This is a genomic window from Mycolicibacterium psychrotolerans, from assembly GCF_010729305.1.
GTDB lineage: Bacteria > Actinomycetota > Actinomycetes > Mycobacteriales > Mycobacteriaceae > Mycobacterium > Mycobacterium psychrotolerans.
The window spans coordinates 2,949,841-2,965,243 of sequence record NZ_AP022574.1 but is presented as its reverse complement, the minus strand read 5'-3'; the positions used below and the strand labels follow the sequence as shown (position 1 = coordinate 2,965,243).

At 68.5% G+C, this 15,403-nt stretch carries 16 protein-coding genes; 7 read left to right on the top strand and 9 right to left on the bottom strand.

What is annotated here, in order from left to right; genetic code table 11:
• Window positions 1–6 precede the first annotated feature (6 nt).
• The 3 genes from G6N45_RS14465 (at window position 7) to G6N45_RS14455 (ending at window position 3,933) form a co-directional block, all read left to right on the top strand.
• On the top strand, window positions 7–2,016 hold the full coding sequence (locus tag G6N45_RS14465) for a glycoside hydrolase family 15 protein (RefSeq protein WP_163722932.1): 2,010 nt from the start codon (window positions 7–9) through the stop codon (window positions 2,014–2,016).
• A gap of 75 nt (window positions 2,017–2,091) precedes the next feature.
• Entirely contained in the window at window positions 2,092–2,361 is a 270-nt protein-coding gene (locus G6N45_RS14460; protein ID WP_163722931.1) for an ANTAR domain-containing protein, read from the top strand.
• Between the two features lie 114 nt (window positions 2,362–2,475).
• Window positions 2,476–3,933 (top strand): APC family permease, encoded by a 1,458-nt coding sequence (locus G6N45_RS14455; protein WP_163722930.1) that lies wholly within the window; start codon window positions 2,476–2,478, stop codon window positions 3,931–3,933.
• Window positions 3,934–3,968: 35 nt separating this feature from the next.
• Here the strand turns inward: G6N45_RS14455 and G6N45_RS14450 are convergent, their stop codons facing one another.
• From G6N45_RS14450 to lepA, 4 genes are all read right to left on the bottom strand, one after another.
• Window positions 3,969–4,661, bottom strand: a complete 693-nt coding sequence (locus G6N45_RS14450; protein WP_163728429.1) for a sensor domain-containing protein — start codon at window positions 4,659–4,661, stop codon at window positions 3,969–3,971.
• A gap of 36 nt (window positions 4,662–4,697) precedes the next feature.
• Window positions 4,698–5,432 carry a sensor domain-containing protein gene (locus G6N45_RS14445; RefSeq protein WP_163722929.1) on the bottom strand — a complete coding sequence of 245 codons (735 nt, stop codon included), beginning with the start codon at window positions 5,430–5,432 and terminating at the stop codon, window positions 4,698–4,700.
• Between the two features lie 159 nt (window positions 5,433–5,591).
• A complete protein-coding gene (locus G6N45_RS14440; RefSeq protein WP_163722928.1) occupies window positions 5,592–6,251 on the bottom strand; it encodes a sensor domain-containing protein in 660 nt (219 codons plus the stop codon).
• Window positions 6,252–6,258: 7 nt separating this feature from the next.
• Complete coding sequence (lepA, locus tag G6N45_RS14435) at window positions 6,259–8,169, bottom strand: translation elongation factor 4 (protein WP_163722927.1); 1,911 nt, start codon at window positions 8,167–8,169, stop codon at window positions 6,259–6,261.
• Window positions 8,170–8,213: 44 nt separating this feature from the next.
• On the opposite strand from lepA, the gene G6N45_RS14430 reads away from it, so the two are divergent.
• Entirely contained in the window at window positions 8,214–8,801 is a 588-nt protein-coding gene (locus G6N45_RS14430; RefSeq protein WP_163722926.1) for a type II toxin-antitoxin system PemK/MazF family toxin, read from the top strand.
• Window position 8,802: 1 nt separating this feature from the next.
• On the opposite strand, the gene G6N45_RS14425 is transcribed toward G6N45_RS14430, so the two are convergent.
• Window positions 8,803–9,408 carry a GNAT family N-acetyltransferase gene (locus G6N45_RS14425; protein ID WP_163722925.1) on the bottom strand — a complete coding sequence of 202 codons (606 nt, stop codon included), beginning with the start codon at window positions 9,406–9,408 and terminating at the stop codon, window positions 8,803–8,805.
• 64 nt (window positions 9,409–9,472) lie between these two features.
• Window positions 9,473–9,901 (bottom strand): CBS domain-containing protein, encoded by a 429-nt coding sequence (locus G6N45_RS14420; RefSeq protein ID WP_057149008.1) that lies wholly within the window; start codon window positions 9,899–9,901, stop codon window positions 9,473–9,475.
• Window positions 9,902–9,985: 84 nt separating this feature from the next.
• Here G6N45_RS14420 and G6N45_RS14415 point away from each other — a divergent pair, with 84 nt between their 5' ends.
• Window positions 9,986–10,561 (top strand): mycothiol transferase, encoded by a 576-nt coding sequence (locus G6N45_RS14415; protein ID WP_163722924.1) that lies wholly within the window; start codon window positions 9,986–9,988, stop codon window positions 10,559–10,561.
• 38 nt (window positions 10,562–10,599) lie between these two features.
• The gene (locus tag G6N45_RS14410) at window positions 10,600–11,460 is read left to right on the top strand and encodes a ribonuclease Z (protein WP_163722923.1); all 861 of its coding nucleotides are present in this window, start codon (window positions 10,600–10,602) and stop codon (window positions 11,458–11,460) included.
• Here the strand turns inward: G6N45_RS14410 and G6N45_RS14405 are convergent.
• From G6N45_RS14405 to G6N45_RS14395, 3 genes are read right to left on the bottom strand one after another with little or no spacing between them, the layout of a single operon-like run.
• Window positions 11,444–12,283, bottom strand: coding sequence for a transglutaminase family protein (locus G6N45_RS14405; protein ID WP_057148879.1), 840 nt, complete (start codon window positions 12,281–12,283; stop codon window positions 11,444–11,446). The genes G6N45_RS14410 and G6N45_RS14405 overlap by 17 nt on opposite strands.
• A gap of 32 nt (window positions 12,284–12,315) precedes the next feature.
• Window positions 12,316–13,290, bottom strand: a complete 975-nt coding sequence (locus G6N45_RS14400) for an alpha-E domain-containing protein (RefSeq protein ID WP_057148878.1) — start codon at window positions 13,288–13,290, stop codon at window positions 12,316–12,318.
• A gap of 13 nt (window positions 13,291–13,303) precedes the next feature.
• Window positions 13,304–14,938: a circularly permuted type 2 ATP-grasp protein gene (locus G6N45_RS14395; RefSeq protein WP_163722922.1), complete on the bottom strand. Its 1,635-nt coding sequence runs from the start codon at window positions 14,936–14,938 to the stop codon at window positions 13,304–13,306.
• A gap of 198 nt (window positions 14,939–15,136) precedes the next feature.
• Here G6N45_RS14395 and rpsT point away from each other — a divergent pair, with 198 nt between their 5' ends.
• The gene (gene rpsT / locus G6N45_RS14390; protein ID WP_163722921.1) at window positions 15,137–15,397 is read left to right on the top strand and encodes a 30S ribosomal protein S20; all 261 of its coding nucleotides are present in this window, start codon (window positions 15,137–15,139) and stop codon (window positions 15,395–15,397) included.
• Window positions 15,398–15,403: the final 6 nt, after the last annotated feature.

Below are 15,403 nucleotides of genomic sequence, written 5' to 3'. Positions count from 1 at the left end.
GAGCAAATGGTTCTGCAGCCCACCCAGGCCGTCTCCAGCGCGGTGAGCGCCAACGGTGAATCATCGGCATTCGCGCTGGCTACGACGCCGTCGTATGCGACCACCGGTCCGCTGCGCAACCCGTTCCCGCCGATCGCCGACTACGCATTCCTGTCCGACTGCGAGAACACCTGCCTGATCTCGTCGGCCGGATCGGTCGAGTGGCTGTGCGTGCCGCGGCCGGACTCACCGAGCGTGTTCGGCGCGATCCTCGACCGCGGCGCCGGCCACTTCCGGCTCGGCCCGTACGGGGTGTCGGTACCCGCCGCCCGGCGCTACCTGCCCGGCAGCCTGATCCTCGAGACCACCTGGCAGACCCACACCGGCTGGGTGATCGTGCGCGACGCGCTGGTGATGGGACCGTGGCACGACCTCGAGACCCGCTCGCGCACCCACCGGCGCACCCCGATGGACTGGGACGCCGAGCACATCCTGCTGCGCACCGTGCGCTGCGTGAGCGGCACCGTCGAACTGGTGATGAGCTGCGAGCCGTCCTTCGACTACCACCGCACCAGCGCCAGCTGGGAGTACTCCGCTCAGGCCTACGGGGAGGCCATCGCCCGGGCGACGAAGAACCCGGACTCCCATCCGACGTTGCGGCTGACGACCAACCTGCGCATCGGCCTGGAAGGCCGTGAAGCCCGCGCCCGGACGCGGCTGTCCGAAGGCGACAACGTGTTCGTCGCGCTGAGCTGGTCGAAGCATCCGTCGCCGCAGACCTTCGACGAGGCCGCCGACAAGATGTGGAAGACCAGCGAGTGCTGGCGGCAGTGGATCAACGTCGGCGACTTCCCCGACCATCCGTGGCGGTCGTACCTGCAGCGCAGTGCCCTGACCCTCAAGGGCCTGACCTACTCCCCCACCGGCGCGCTGCTGGCCGCGCCCACCACATCGCTGCCCGAAACCCCTCAGGGCGAACGCAATTGGGACTACCGCTATGCGTGGGTGCGTGATTCGACGTTCGCGCTGTGGGGCCTCTACACACTGGGTCTGGACCGCGAGGCCGACGACTTCTTCGCGTTCATCGCCGACGTGTCCGGCGCCAACAACGGCCAGCGCCACCCTCTGCAGGTGATGTACGGCGTGGGCGGGGAACGCAGTCTGGTCGAGGAGGAACTGAACCACCTCTCGGGGTACGACCACGCCCGCCCGGTGCGCATCGGCAACGGCGCCTACAACCAGATGCAGCACGACATCTGGGGCACCATGCTCGACTCGGTGTATCTGCACACCAAGTCCCGCGAGCAGATTCCCGAGACACTGTGGCCGGTGCTCAAGGAACAGGTCGAGGAGGCCATCAAACACTGGCGCGAACCCGACCGCGGCATCTGGGAGGTGCGCGGCGAACCGCAGCACTTCACGTCCAGCAAGATCATGTGCTGGGTGGCGCTTGACCGCGGCGCCAAACTGGCCGACCTGGAGGGCGAGAAGTCCTACGCCCAGCAGTGGCGCGCCATCGCCGAGGAGATCAAGGACGACATCCTGACCCACGGCGTCGACTCCCGCGGCGTGCTCACCCAGCGCTACGGCGACGACGCACTCGATGCGTCGCTGCTGCTGGCCGTGCTGACCCGGTTCCTGCCGTCCGATGATCCGCGGATCCGCGCCACGGTGTTGGCCATCGCCGACGAGCTGACCGAGAACGGCCTGGTGCTGCGCTACCGCGTGGAGGAGACCGACGACGGCCTGTCCGGCGAGGAGGGCACGTTCACGATCTGCTCGTTCTGGCTGGTGTCGGCACTGGTCGAGATCGGCGAGATCCACAGGGCGCGGCACCTGTGCGAACGCCTACTGTCCTTCGCCAGCCCGCTGCATCTGTACGCCGAGGAGATCGAGCCCCGCACGGGCAGGCACCTGGGCAACTTCCCGCAGGCGTTCACCCACCTGGCACTGATCAACGCGGTCGTGCACGTGATCCGCGCCGAGGAGGAAGCCGACAGCTCCGGCAACTTCCAGCCGGCGAACGCGCCTGTGTAACAGGAGCGTTCCGGTTTTGCGTCTGCCTGCGCGCAACGCTGGCAGCGGGAAGCCCAGCGGCCGACCATCGAATGCATGAATTCTCGTGCCGCAGACGACACGTCTCGTCAGGTCATCGACATCGCCGTGGGCATCTTGATCGGCCTGCGGGGCTATTCGCGCCGGGAGGCGTTCGACGAACTGGTGCGCGTGGTGCACCAGACCGGCGTCGGGTTGGGCAGCCTCGCCACGGGGCTCGTCGCCGTGGCCACCGGCTCGTCGTCGGCCGACCATGCCGAGGCGTTCGCCGCGTGGGGTGAGCTGATCGGGCCGCGGCGCCGGGCAGCACTGTCCGCCACGGCCTGACCTCAGGGTCCGCCGTCCCTCAGGAGCAGCAATCCCGCTGATCGGAACTCTCCGAGGCCGGGCACAGGTGGCGTTACTGTCCGTCGACCTGTGAACCGGCCCCGAGGAAGAACCATGGCGAATCGGATTGACGAAACCGGCGATGCCCGCATCGCCGACGACGCGGCGGACCCCCAGTCCCACCGCAGACTGCGCGGCACTCTCGGCGTCTGGAGCATCGTCTTCGTCGTCGTGGCGGCCGCCTCCCCGCTCGGGGTCATCGGCGGGCCGGTGCCACTGGGCATCGCCAGCGGCAACGGGACCGGCTTCCCGGCGATCTTCATCATCAGCACGGTCATCGTGCTGTTGTTCGCGGTCGGCTTCACCGCGCTGACCCCGCACGTGCCCAACGCCGGCGCGTTCTACTCCTACATCGGCAAGGGCCTCGGCCGGGTCACCGGATTCGGCTTCGCCTTCGTCGCGCTGATCTCCTATCTGGCCCTCGAGATCGGTGTGTACGGCCTGATCGGGCAGGGCGCGCAGGCGTTGTTCTCCTCCTACGGCGCACCGGACATCCCTTGGGGCGTATGGGCATTGATCACCCTGCTGATCGTGGCGGTGCTCGGTCACCGCAACATCGACCTGTCCCGCAACGTGCTCGGCGTGCTGCTGATCGCCGAAGTGGCGATCGTGCTCGTCCTCGATGCCGTGGTCGCGGTGACCGGCGGGCACGAAGGCCTCTCGACCGGCTTCCTGTCGCCGTCGGAGATCGTCTCGGGCGCACCGGGAATCGCGCTGCTGTTCGCGTTCCTGAGCTTCATCGGGTTCGAGGCCACCGCCGTGTTCCGCGACGAGGCGCGGGACCCGCTGCGGACGATCCCCCGTGCGACGTTCGTCGCGCTGCTGCTGATCGGGGTGTTCTACACGGTCTCGACGTGGGCGCTGATCACCGCATGGGGCGACAGCCGCGTCGTCGAGCAGGCGGTCGCGGATCCGTCGGGGCTGCTCCCGGTAGCTACCGAGCAGTACCTGGGTTCGGTGGGTCTGCACATCGTGCAGGTGCTGTTCGTCACGAGCCTGTTCGCGTGCATCCTGTCGTTCCACAACGTGGTGGCGCGCTATGTGTTCACGCTGTCCAACCGGAAGGTGTTCCCCGCCTCGCTCGGTGAGGCGCACGCGAGCCACGCCTCCCCGCATCTGGCGTCGGGGATCGACGGGATCGTCGTGCTGGTGTTCCTGATCGCCGGCATCGCGCTGGGCCTGGACCCGGTGACCCAGTTCTACACCTGGCTTGCCGGCATCTCGACGGTCGGCATCATCATCCTGCTCATCGCGACCAGCGTCGCGGTGCTGGCGTTCTTCGCCCGGCGCCGGCGCAGCGGGGAGTCCGACGTGTCGGTGTGGCGGGCGTTCGTCGCACCGGGCATCGGTCTGGCCGGACTCGTCGCGGTGCTGCTGCTCGTCTTCCAGAACCTGCCCACCTTGGTGGGCGGCTCCACGCCGATCGCGATCGGTGTCGTTGTGTTGCTCGTCGCCGTGTTCGCCGGCGGCGCCGCGATCGCGGTCAGGCGTCCGCAGGTCACCCTGGACTGAGGCGAATGATGCTGGACTGCAACGGCATCGACCGGCTACTTCCCTGCCTTCTGGACCATCGCCGTGGCGATCTCGGCTGCCTCACCGTTGATGCTGTAGCCGCACGCCCACGCCTCGACCGTCGCGTTGGACACCGCTGAGAGCGCATGCTGGCACTCCCAGCCGTCGGCGCCCTGCTGTGTGGTCATCTGGGTGATCAGGTTGGGCCCGCCCGTGTCGGTGGCGTCGACGTCGCCGAGCTGCCACGAGTACTCGCCGTCGCCGACCTCGATCGATTCGTTGGCGCAGCCCTGCCAGATCGTGAAGGACGTGTCCAGAAACGTCGTGGCGTCCTGCGCAGTCGGATAGAGCACCGCAGTCTGCTCGACCCAGTGGTCGTTGTCGTCGCTGGGTTCGCGGGCCACCTGATCGCGCACCGCCGTCCATCCCGTGCGGGCGTACACGGGCTCTTCGGCGCCGTAGACCGCTCCGAGGCAGTCGGGATCCGACACCTGCTCGGAGTGGTCGGTCATCTGGTCGAGTTCGCCCGTGACCTGCATCTGGGTGCTGCCCATGATCCCGTTGACCTCGCCGATCGTCAGCATCAGGCGCCCCAGGGCGGCCTCGTCCAGCACGCCGACGTCGACCGGCGCCACCCCGTTGGCACGCACCGCGGCGCCCTCGACGGTGCTCACACACCCGCAGAGCAACCCGGACGCCGCGAGCAGCAGACCGCAGACGCGACGCATGGGCACAGGTTTCACCGCGCCATTGTCCACCGGCGGTCAGCGCTGTGTCGTGATCTTGTTCAGAATCAGTTCGGCGACTCCCACAGCGGGCCGGGCAGCCTGATCCGTGGGGCGGGGGTCGGTGAGGTCGACCTCGACGATGCAGTCACCGGCCAGCCCGACCGCACGCAGCGCGGTCGGCGATGCGGTGCCCGCCGAGGCGTGCAGCACGCTCGCCGACACCACTCGGCGCTCGAAGGTGACGTCGGCGATCCTGCTGAGCTCGTCGCCACCGTCCCCGGCCTCGTGCCGGGTCACCGTCGCTCCGTTGCACCGGCGCCAGCGCTCGGTCGCGGCGGCGAAGAAGTCCTGTGCGGCAGCGGCACTCGTCATCTGCACCACACCGAAGAATCCGGTCACCGGCGGACCGTCGAACCCACCGCCCGCCCAGGAGTTCGTGGCGACCGACTGCACCGGACTGCCGTCGTAGACGGCCTGCTGCAGGCGGTATGCGGCCCCGGCACAGTCGGGCGGGCTGGCCTCGGCGGCCCCGAGGCTGCGCAGCAGCATGTCCGCACCGCCTTCGACGAGTTGCCCTGCGAAGCCATTGGGTCCGGTGCCCAGCGCCGTCGACAACTCCTGCGTCGTCGGCAGGAAGTGCCCCAGCGGTATCGCCGTCGTCGGCTGGGCGGCCTCGACGATCCGGACGACAGGTCGGTCGTCCACCGGCGCCCCGGCGCAGCCGGCCAGGACGACGCAGGCACCGGCGAGCGCCGCGAGTTTGGTGGACACCCCCCTTCGATAGCATGCCGCGCGCCCGCGCGCGACCGCTTCGGCGAGAACCGGCCGGCGGGTTGACTACGCCCAAACCGACGATTGGGCGCCGGAATGCGGCGTGTCGTCACCCAAACCGACGTTTGGGCGCAGGAAGCGGGCTCGGATGTGGCGCCGTCAGGGCGCGTCGGCGTTGGCGATCATCGCGGCGACCACCGCAACGCCCTGGTTGCGGATGTTCGCGCCGCACACCAGTGCCTCGACGACCCGGGCATCCGCCGCTCCCATCGCGTGCTGGCAGTGCCCGTGAACCGAGTTCGTGGACCGCTGGCTGACGATGCCGTCGCGAACGTCGACCGGCTCCAGATCCCAGGTCGACGGGGTGTCCCCACCCTGCCTCACGGGGGTGCCGACGCAGGCGCTCCACGACAGCTTCGCGATCTCGAGAAGGTGCTGCGCCTGCTGCGGTGAGCCGGCAACCACCACGCTCTGCTCGACCGAGTCTCCGTCGCCGGGCTCTCGGGCCACCCGGGTGAGCACAGCGGTGGCGCCGGCGTCCCGGTAGACGTTGGCCTCTGCGGTGCGCACCGTACCGGTGCAGCCCGGAGGCACCGTCCCGGCTGCGAGTTCGTCGGTCGTCTCCCCCGTATCCGGCTCGCTCTGAATCCCCTTGGTGCCCAATACGTCGTCGAGATCGACGTCGCTGAGCGCGATCGAATCCAGACCCCCGGCCGGGACCGCGACGGGCGTGCCGTCGACCCCGCCACCGCATCCCGTCACGACAGCGGCCAGCAGGACGACGAGGCAGCGGGATCGATGGCTCCCCCTCCGCAGCATGACGGCCCTACTTCTTGGCCTTGTCCGAGGCGGCCTCGGTCGACAGCGCCGCGACGAACGCCTCCTGCGGGACGTCGACCCGGCCGATCGTCTTCATCCGCTTCTTGCCTTCCTTCTGCTTCTCCAGCAGTTTGCGCTTACGGGTGATGTCACCGCCGTAGCACTTGGACAGCACGTCCTTGCGGATGGCCCGAATGTTCTCGCGGGCAATGATTTTCGAGCCGATCGCGGCCTGCACCGGCACCTCGAACTGCTGGCGCGGGATGAGTTCCTTGAGCTTGGTGGTCATCTTGTTGCCATATGCCGCGGCGCTGTCCTTGTGCACGATCGCGCTGAACGCGTCCACGGCCTCGCCTTGCAGCAGGATGTCGACCTTGACCAGCGCGGCCTCCTGCTCGCCCGCCTCCTCGTAGTCGAGGCTGGCGTAGCCGCGGGTGCGCGACTTCAGCGAGTCGAAGAAGTCGAAGATGATCTCGCCGAGCGGCATCGTGTAGCGCAGCTCCACGCGTTCGGGCGAAAGGTAGTCCATGCCGCCGAGCTCGCCGCGCCGGGACTGGCACAGCTCCATGATCGTGCCGATGAACTCGCTGGGCGCGATGATCGTCGTCTTCACGATGGGCTCGTACACGCTGCGGACCTTGCCCTCGGGCCAGTCCGACGGGTTGGTGACGACCATCTCGGAGCCGTCGTCCTTCTCCACCCGGTACACCACGTTGGGTGAGGTCGAAATCAGGTCCAGGTCGAACTCGCGCTCCAGACGCTCGCGGGTGATCTCCATGTGCAGCAGACCGAGGAACCCGCAGCGGAAACCGAAGCCCAGCGCCACCGACGTCTCCGGCTCGTAGGTCAGCGCCGCATCGTTGAGTTGCAGTTTGTCCAGCGCCTCGCGCAGGTTCGGGTAGTCGGATCCGTCGACCGGATACAGGCCCGAGTACACCATCGGCCGGGGTTCGCGGTATCCGGTCAGCGGGTCGGTCGCCCCGCCGCGCGCCGTGGTCACGGTGTCGCCGACCTTCGACTGGCGGACGTCCTTGACGCCGGTGATGAGGTAGCCCACCTCGCCGACGCCCAGACCGTCGGAGGCCTTCGGTTCGGGTGAGACGATGCCCACCTCCAGCAGCTCGTGGACCGTGCCGGTGGACATCATCTTGATGCGTTCGCGCGGGACGATCTTGCCGTCGACGACGCGGACGTAGGTGACCACGCCGCGGTAGGTGTCGTACACCGAGTCGAAGATCATCGCCCGCGCCGGAGCGTCGGCGTCGCCGGTCGGGGCCGGAACCTTGCGGACCACCTCGTCGAGAAGCTCGGCCACGCCCTCGCCGGTCTTACCCGACACCCGCAGCACGTCCGACGGCTCACAGCCGATGATGTGGGCGAGCTCGCCCGCGTAGCGGTCCGGGTCGGCGGCGGGCAGGTCGATCTTGTTGAGCACCGGGATGACGACGAGGTCGCGGTCCAGCGCCAGGTACAGGTTCGCCAGCGTCTGCGCCTCGATGCCCTGCGCGGCGTCGACGAGCAGCACCGCCCCTTCGCAGGCCTCCAGCGCGCGCGACACCTCGTAGGTGAAGTCGACGTGGCCGGGCGTGTCGATCAGGTGCAGAACGTGCTCTTCGTCACCGATCTTCCAGGGCAGGCGCACATTCTGCGCCTTGATCGTGATGCCGCGTTCCCGCTCGATGTCCATCCGGTCGAGGTACTGCGCCCGCATGTCGCGGTCGGAGACCACGCCGGTGAGCTGCAACATCCGGTCGGCCAGGGTCGACTTGCCGTGGTCGATGTGGGCGATGATGCAGAAGTTCCGAATCTGCGCCGGCGCAGTGAAGGTCTTGTCGGCGAAACTACTAATTGGGAATCTCCTGGTGAGCGCTGTACGGGTACCGGAAATGGCCAGTCCAGAGTAACGAGCCGACGCCATCGGGACACAATCGACCGATCCGGCGACGCCTAGACTTGGCGGCTATGGCGTCGTCGTCCTCGCCCTTCAAGACGTTCCAGAGGCTGGTGTTCTCCGAAGCTCCCAAGCTCGTGCGGCACCTCCAGCGCTCGGAGACCCTGCAGCGCGGGCTCGCGCAGGGGCTCCGCATCGGTCTGGACGCGATCGCCGGCGCCTCCACCACGCCGCAGTCCGCGCTGCCCGCTGGCCGGCCGGTGTCGAACACCTTCGTCCCGACCGCGCACCGGGCGCGCAGGGTGACCTACGCCCCTGACCTGGACGGCCGCGCCGACCCGGGCGAGATCGTGTGGACGTGGGTGGTCTACGAGGACGATCCGACCCGCGGCAAGGACCGGCCGGTGCTGGTGGTCGGGCGTGACCGCAGCAAGCTGCTAGGCCTGACGCTCTCCAGCCAGGACCATCACCGCGACGACCCGAACTGGGTCGCCATCGGCTCGGGATCCTGGGATTACGACGGCCGGGCCAGCTGGGTGCGCCTGGACCGGGTGCTCGACGTGCCCGAGGAGGGCATCCGGCGCGAGGGCGCGATCCTGGAACGCGGCACCTTCGAAGCCGTCGCCGCCCGCCTGCGCGCCGAGTACAGCTGGAGCTGACTCAGTGCGGCGCGCGCCACATCTGCCACATCGTCGGCCCGCCGCCCGGGATGGTCAGTTCGCCGGTCACCTCGAACCCGAACCGCAGGTAGTAGCCCACGTTCGACTCCTTGGTCGACTCCAGGTATGCCGGGGCGCCCTCGACGTCGCAGCGGGCCAGGCGGGAAGCCATCAGCGCCTGACCGAACCCAGCGCCCCGCACGTCGGGATCGCTGCCGATGACGGCGAGATACCAGTGGGGCTCCTCGGGGTGGTGGCGCTTCATCAGCTCGGAGACCTCCATGCCGCGCTTGGCCTCGCCGCGCATCGCCAGCAGGAAGCTCGGCATCATCGCGAGGTCCTCCCGCGAGGTCGTCTTCCACCGTCCCGGCGGGTCCCACAGTGCGGCGGCGCCGACCTCGCCGGCGCGGGTGGCCACCTCCACCGCCTCCCCCGCCAGGAAATGGTGCCGCGTCATGGCGGCGAAGATGCGGGGCAGCGCTTTGGCCCGCCGCGCGTCGTCGGGCACCATCCACATCATCACCGGGTCGTCGAAGAACGCCCGCCCGAGCACCCGCGACAGCGCCTTGACGTCCGGTCGGCGGGCCGCGGCGACATCGATTGTCACGCGCAGGACTCTACGCGTCGACCTGGAAGTAGTTGCGCGAAAATGTCATTCGCGCGCCGAGCCGTCATCCCTGGGTGATGTAGGCCTGCAGCCGCTGCTGTTCGGTCTCCAGCTCTTCCATCCGCGTCTTGACGACGTCGCCGATGCTGACGATTCCGCGCAGCCGCCCGTCGACGACGACGGGAACGTGGCGCACCCGGTTCGTCGTCATCAGCACGCTGAGGCTGTCCACCGAGTCGTCCGGGGAGCACGTCGCCACCAGCGTGGTCATGATGTCGGACACCGGGCGGCGCAGCAGATCGGCGCCGACCTCGTGCAGTCCCCGCACCACGTCGCGCTCGGACACGATCCCCTGCAGTCCGTCGGCCGACACGACGACCATCGCGCCGATGTTGTGCACGGCCAGCTCCGTGAGCAGGGCTGCCACCGACGTCTCCGGGGTGATCGTCGCGACGGACGCCCCCTTGGTGCGCAGCACATCCGATATCCGCATCACGACCTCCTTGTGATGCGGCCCACAATACGCCGGGACGGATCGTCGCAGATCAAAACCGCTGGCCGCCTATAGTCCGGTGGGATGACCGCCACGCCCTGGGAACCGCCGCTGGCGGGGTCTGAACTGGAGCACCTGGTCGGCGCGCTGGAGCGGCTGCGCACGACGTTCCGCTGGAAGGCCGACGGCCTCGACGCCGCAGGACTGCAGGCCCGCGTCGGCGCTTCGGCGCTGACACTGGGCGGTCTGCTCAAGCACCTGGCTTTCGCCGAGGATCTGCTCTTCACCGACAAGTTGACCGGAGAACCGGTCGGCGCCCCGTGGGAGCCGGAGTGGGCCGGCCTCGACGATGTCCCCGAGGACTGGGAGTTCACCTCCGCGGCGGGCGACCCGCCCGACCGTCTGTACGCGTACTGGGACGGCGCGGTGCAAAGGTCCCGATGCCGACTGGAGAGCGCGCTGGCCCGGGGCGGGCTCGACCAGCTGGTGCACATCAGCGGGCCCGAGGGCCGGCACGCGAGCCTGCGCCGTCTCCTCTGCGATCTGATCGAGGAGTACGGCAGGCACACCGGGCACGCCGACCTTCTGCGCGAGGCCGTCGACGGCCGCACCGGCGAGGATCCGCCACCGGGATGGACGCCCGCCTCCGGCACCGTTTAGGCCGCGCGGGGTCACCGGTCGCGGTATACCTGGGTCCCATGATCGAAGTGACGCTACTGGGCACCGGTAGCCCGATTCCGGACCCGCAGCGCGCCGGGCCCTCGACGCTGGTGCGGGCCGGCGGGCAGACATTCCTGGTCGACTGCGGCCGCGGCGTGCTGCAACGCGCCGCCGCGGTCGGCGTCAGCGCCAACAACCTGACCGCGCTGCTGCTCACGCATCTGCACAGCGACCACATCACCGATCTGGGCGACGTGTTGATCACCCGGTGGGTGGGCAATTTCGCGCCCGAGCTGACCCCGCTGCCGATCATCGGGCCGCCCGGCACCGCCGAGGTGGTCGAGAACACGCTCAAGGCACTGCAATTCGACATCGGCTACCGCATCGCCCACCATGCCGACCTGACGACACCTCCCCCGGTCGAGGTCGAAGAGGTGACCGAAGGGGTGGTGTGGGGCCGCGACGGCGTCCGGATCCTGGTCGCACCGACCGATCACCGGCCGGTGGCGCCCACCATCGGGTTCCGGGTCGAACACAACGGGGCGTCCGTGGTGTTGGCCGGAGACACCGTCCCGTGCCCGACGCTGGATGAATTGGCTTCCGGCGCAGGCGCACTGGTGCACACGGTGATCCGCAAGGACCTGATCGACCCGATGCCGATGCAACGCATCCGCGACATCTGCGACTACCACTCGTCGGTGCAGCAGGCAGCCGAGACCGCCGCGCGGGCCGGGGTCGGCATCCTGATCCTGACGCACTATGTCCCCGCGCTGGTGCCCGGCCAGGAGGAGGACTGGCGGGCGCTGGCGGCAACGGCATTCGACCGCCAGATCGAGCTCGGCGACGACCTGCACCGCGTCGAGGTCCACCCGGGGGTGTGCGTCAAGCCAGCCGGGTGATCTCGACGACGACGTCGAGATCGGTGGACCCCTCCCCGGAGTAGATGCCCTTGAGCGGCGTCACGTCCGAATAGTCCCGTCCCACACCGACGCTGATGTACTGCTCGTTGATCTCGGCGTCGTTGGTGGGATCGTAGTGCCACCACTCGCCCGTCCACGCCTGGATCCACGCGTGGCTCTGCCCGTCGATGGTGTCACCGATCTTCGCGTTGCGCTTCGGGTGCAGGTAACCCGACACGTAGCGGGACGGAATTCCCATGCCACGCAACAACATCAGCGTCAGATGTGCGAAGTCCTGGCACACTCCCTTGCCCTCGCGAAGGGCGTCCACCCCGGAGGTGTGCACACCGGTGGTGCCGGGGACATACTGCAGCTCACCCTGCACCCAGCGCGCCGCCTCGATGACGGCCTCGGCGGGGTCGTGGTACTTCGCGATGCGACGGCCCACCCGCTCGATGCGTTTGCTCGACGGGACGTAGTGGGTCGGCGCGAGCACCTCGTCGTACCGGTCGATCACCGCTGCGCCGGCCAGGTCCGCCCACGAGGCCTTCTCCTTGGGCGCCTCTGGCCGATCGGTCTCGACCACCGAGGACGCCGTCACCTCCAACTCCGTGTGCGGCGCGTGCAGGTCGAACGCCGTGACCGCCGTGCCCCAGTAGTCGACGTAGCGGTAGGACCGGGTTGCCGGGACCGTCTCGACACGGTTGAGGATGACGTTCTGGCGCGAGTCCGAGCGCGGGGTCAACCGGGCCTCGTTGAACGACGCGGTGACCGGCGACTTGTAGGCGTATCCCGTCGCGTGCACCACGCGCATCCGCCACATCAGGTTCTCCTCTTCGCGCAAGCGCTCATCGACTAGATCTCCCCTTCTTCGATCACCAACGCATTGCGTCCCGCATCGGTCCAGGCGACCCACGGAGCGGAGTGGAAGTACTGCAGCGCCAACGACTCTCCCACGTCGAAGACCGTCGTCTGCAGCGAGGCCAGCCGTGTCTCCAGAGTTTCGAGCAACACCCCCGGCCGGAGGAACTCCAGCTCGCTGCGGGCGCGGCCCAACAGCCGCTGCGCCTCCGCGGTCGCACCGAGGCGACCGTGCGGCCGGTTCATCAGCTCGTCGAGGCTGTGTTCGGCGAGCTTGAGCGAATAGAAGATCGACCGCGGGAAGAGCCGGTCCAGCAACATGAACTCGACCACCCGGCCGGCATCGAGGACACCGCGGTAGGTCCGCAGATAGGTGTCGTGGGCACCGGCCGAGCGCAGCAGCGTGACCCAGGCCGGCGACGACGCGCTGTCGCCCACACGGGACAGCAGCAGGCGCACCGTCATGTCCACCCGCTCCAGCGCGCGGCCCAGGACCATGAAGCGGTAGCCGTCGTCCCGCGAGAGTGTCGAGTCGGCCAGTCCGGCGAACATCGCCGCGCGACCCTCCACGAAGGACAGGAACTCGTGCGGGCCGAGGCGTTTGGCGGCCCGTTCCCGCTCGGGCAGTGCGTTGTACGTGGTGTTGAGGCACTCCCAGATCTCGGTGGAGGTGACTTCGCGTGCACCGCGGGCATTCTCGCGCGCCGCGGAGATGGCCTCGACGATCGAACACGCACCGTAGGTCTCGCGGCTGAACGCCACGATGTCGGTCAACGACCACACGTCGAGGTACTCGTCGGGAGGGTCGATGCCCAGCACCCGCAGCAGCGTGCGCGACGCCTGGTCGGGATCCACGCTCGAGTCCTCGAGCAGCTGATGCACCGTGACGTCGAGGATCCGGGCCGTGTCGTCGGCACGCTCGACGTAGCGCCCGATCCAGTAGAGCGATTCCGCGTTTCTCGCCAGCATCGTCGAACGCCCCCTACTGCTGCTGCTGCTGTTGCTGATCGAGGGTGGCCGCCTCCGCCTTGGCGGTGCGGCTGCCGTTCTTACTCGCGGCGGCCTTGGGCAGCGAACGCACCACCTCCGCGGCGCCGAGCTCGCGATCGGCCACCGAGGTGCGCGAGGCCAGCACCCACGTGTCCTTCGACCCGCCACCCTGACTCGAGTTGACCACCAGCGAGCCTTCCGGCAGCGCCACCCGGGTGAGCCCACCGGGCAGCACCCAGACGTCGTCGCCGTCGTTGACCGCGAACGGACGCAGGTCGACGTGGCGGGGCGCCAGCTCGTCACCGATCTGGGTCGGCACCGTCGAGAGCTGCACGACCGGCTGGGCGATCCATCCGCGCGGATCGGCGTTGATCTTCTTGGTGATGGTCGCCAGCTCCTTGGGCGACGCGTCTGGCCCGAACACGATGCCGTACCCGCCGGAACCCTCCACCGGTTTGATGACGAGTTCGTCGACCCGGTCGAGGACCTCTTCGCGCTCCTCGCCGAGCCAGCAGCGGAAGGTGTCGACGTTGGCCAACAGCGGTTTCTCGCCGAGGTAGTACTCGATGATCGTGGGCACGTAGGTGTAGACGAGCTTGTCGTCGCCGACCCCGTTGCCGACGGCGCTGGAGATCACCACGTTGCCGGCGCGCGCGGCGTTGAGGATGCCGGCCACCCCGAGCACCGAATCCGGTTTGAACTGCATCGGATCCAGGAAGTCGTCGTCGATGCGGCGGTAGACCACGTCGACCTGACGCTCCCCCTCGGTGGTGCGCATGTACACGGTGTTGTCGCGGCAGAACAGGTCGCGGCCCTCGACGAGTTCCACGCCCATCTGCCGGGCCAGCAGCGAGTGCTCGAAGTAGGCGGAGTTGTAGACGCCCGGGGTGAGGACCACCACGGTCGGGTCGGCGACGTTGTTGGCCGCGGCGTTGCGCAGTGCCCTTAACAGGTGCGACGGGTAGTCCGCGACCGCGCGCACCCGGTGGGTGGCGAACAGGTTCGGGAAGACCCGGGCCATGGTGCGCCGGTTCTCCATCACATAGGACACCCCCGACGGGGAACGCAGGTTGTCCTCCAGCACCCGGAAGTTGCCCTGGGCGTCGCGGATCAGGTCGATACCGGCGACGTGGATGCGTACCCCGTTGGGCGGGACGATGCCGACCGCCTCTCGGTGGAAATGCTCGCAGGACGTGACCAGCCGGCGCGGGATGACACCGTCGCGCAGGATCTCCTGCTCGCCGTAGATGTCGTGGAGGTACATCTCCAGTGCCTGCACGCGCTGCCGGATCCCGCGTTCCAGCCGCGTCCACTCGGCGGCCGAGATGACGCGCGGCACCAGATCCAACGGGAACGGCCGTTCCTGACCGGACAGCGAGAAGGTGATGCCCTGGTCGATGAACGCCCGACCCAGGGCGTCGGCGCGAGCCTCGAGGTCGGCGACATCCGACGGGGCGAGCTCGGAGTGGATGCTCTTGTAGGGCCCGCGGACGCTGCCGTGCGCATCGAACATCTCATCGAACGCCTGGGCGTACGTGCCGAGCCTGTTGTACCCCCCGAAGATCCCCTGGTGGCGCTTGACCGCCTTCGCGGTGCTGCGCGTGGTTCGTGCGGTTTCTGTCGGCAAAGGTCTCGTGCTCCTCCCGTACGCATGCGTGCGCGGCGCGCACGCATGCCATGCTGCAACATTCCGGCAGTTTCGGCAGGCCAGTGGGCTCCGCTTTGGTCGATTTACCCGCTCGCTGCTAACCTGAACAGTCGCTGCCCCCTACAGGGCGCCCACAGACTCAACCCATCCAGCCGAGATTGTCGAAGGAATACACGCGTGGCCAACATCAAGTCGCAGGAGAAGCGGAACCGCACCAACGAGCGCCGCAGACTGCGCAACAAGTCGGTGAAGTCGTCGCTTCACACGGCTGTCCGTGGTTTCCGTGCAGCCGTCGATTCCGGCGACAAGGACAAGGCGGGCGAGCTGCTGCTCACCACCAACCGCAAGCTGGACAAGGCCGCCAGCAAGGGTGTCATCCACAAGAATCAGGCCGCCAACCGCAAGTCGGCGCTGGCCAAGGCGTTCAACAGGATCTGAGCGCCC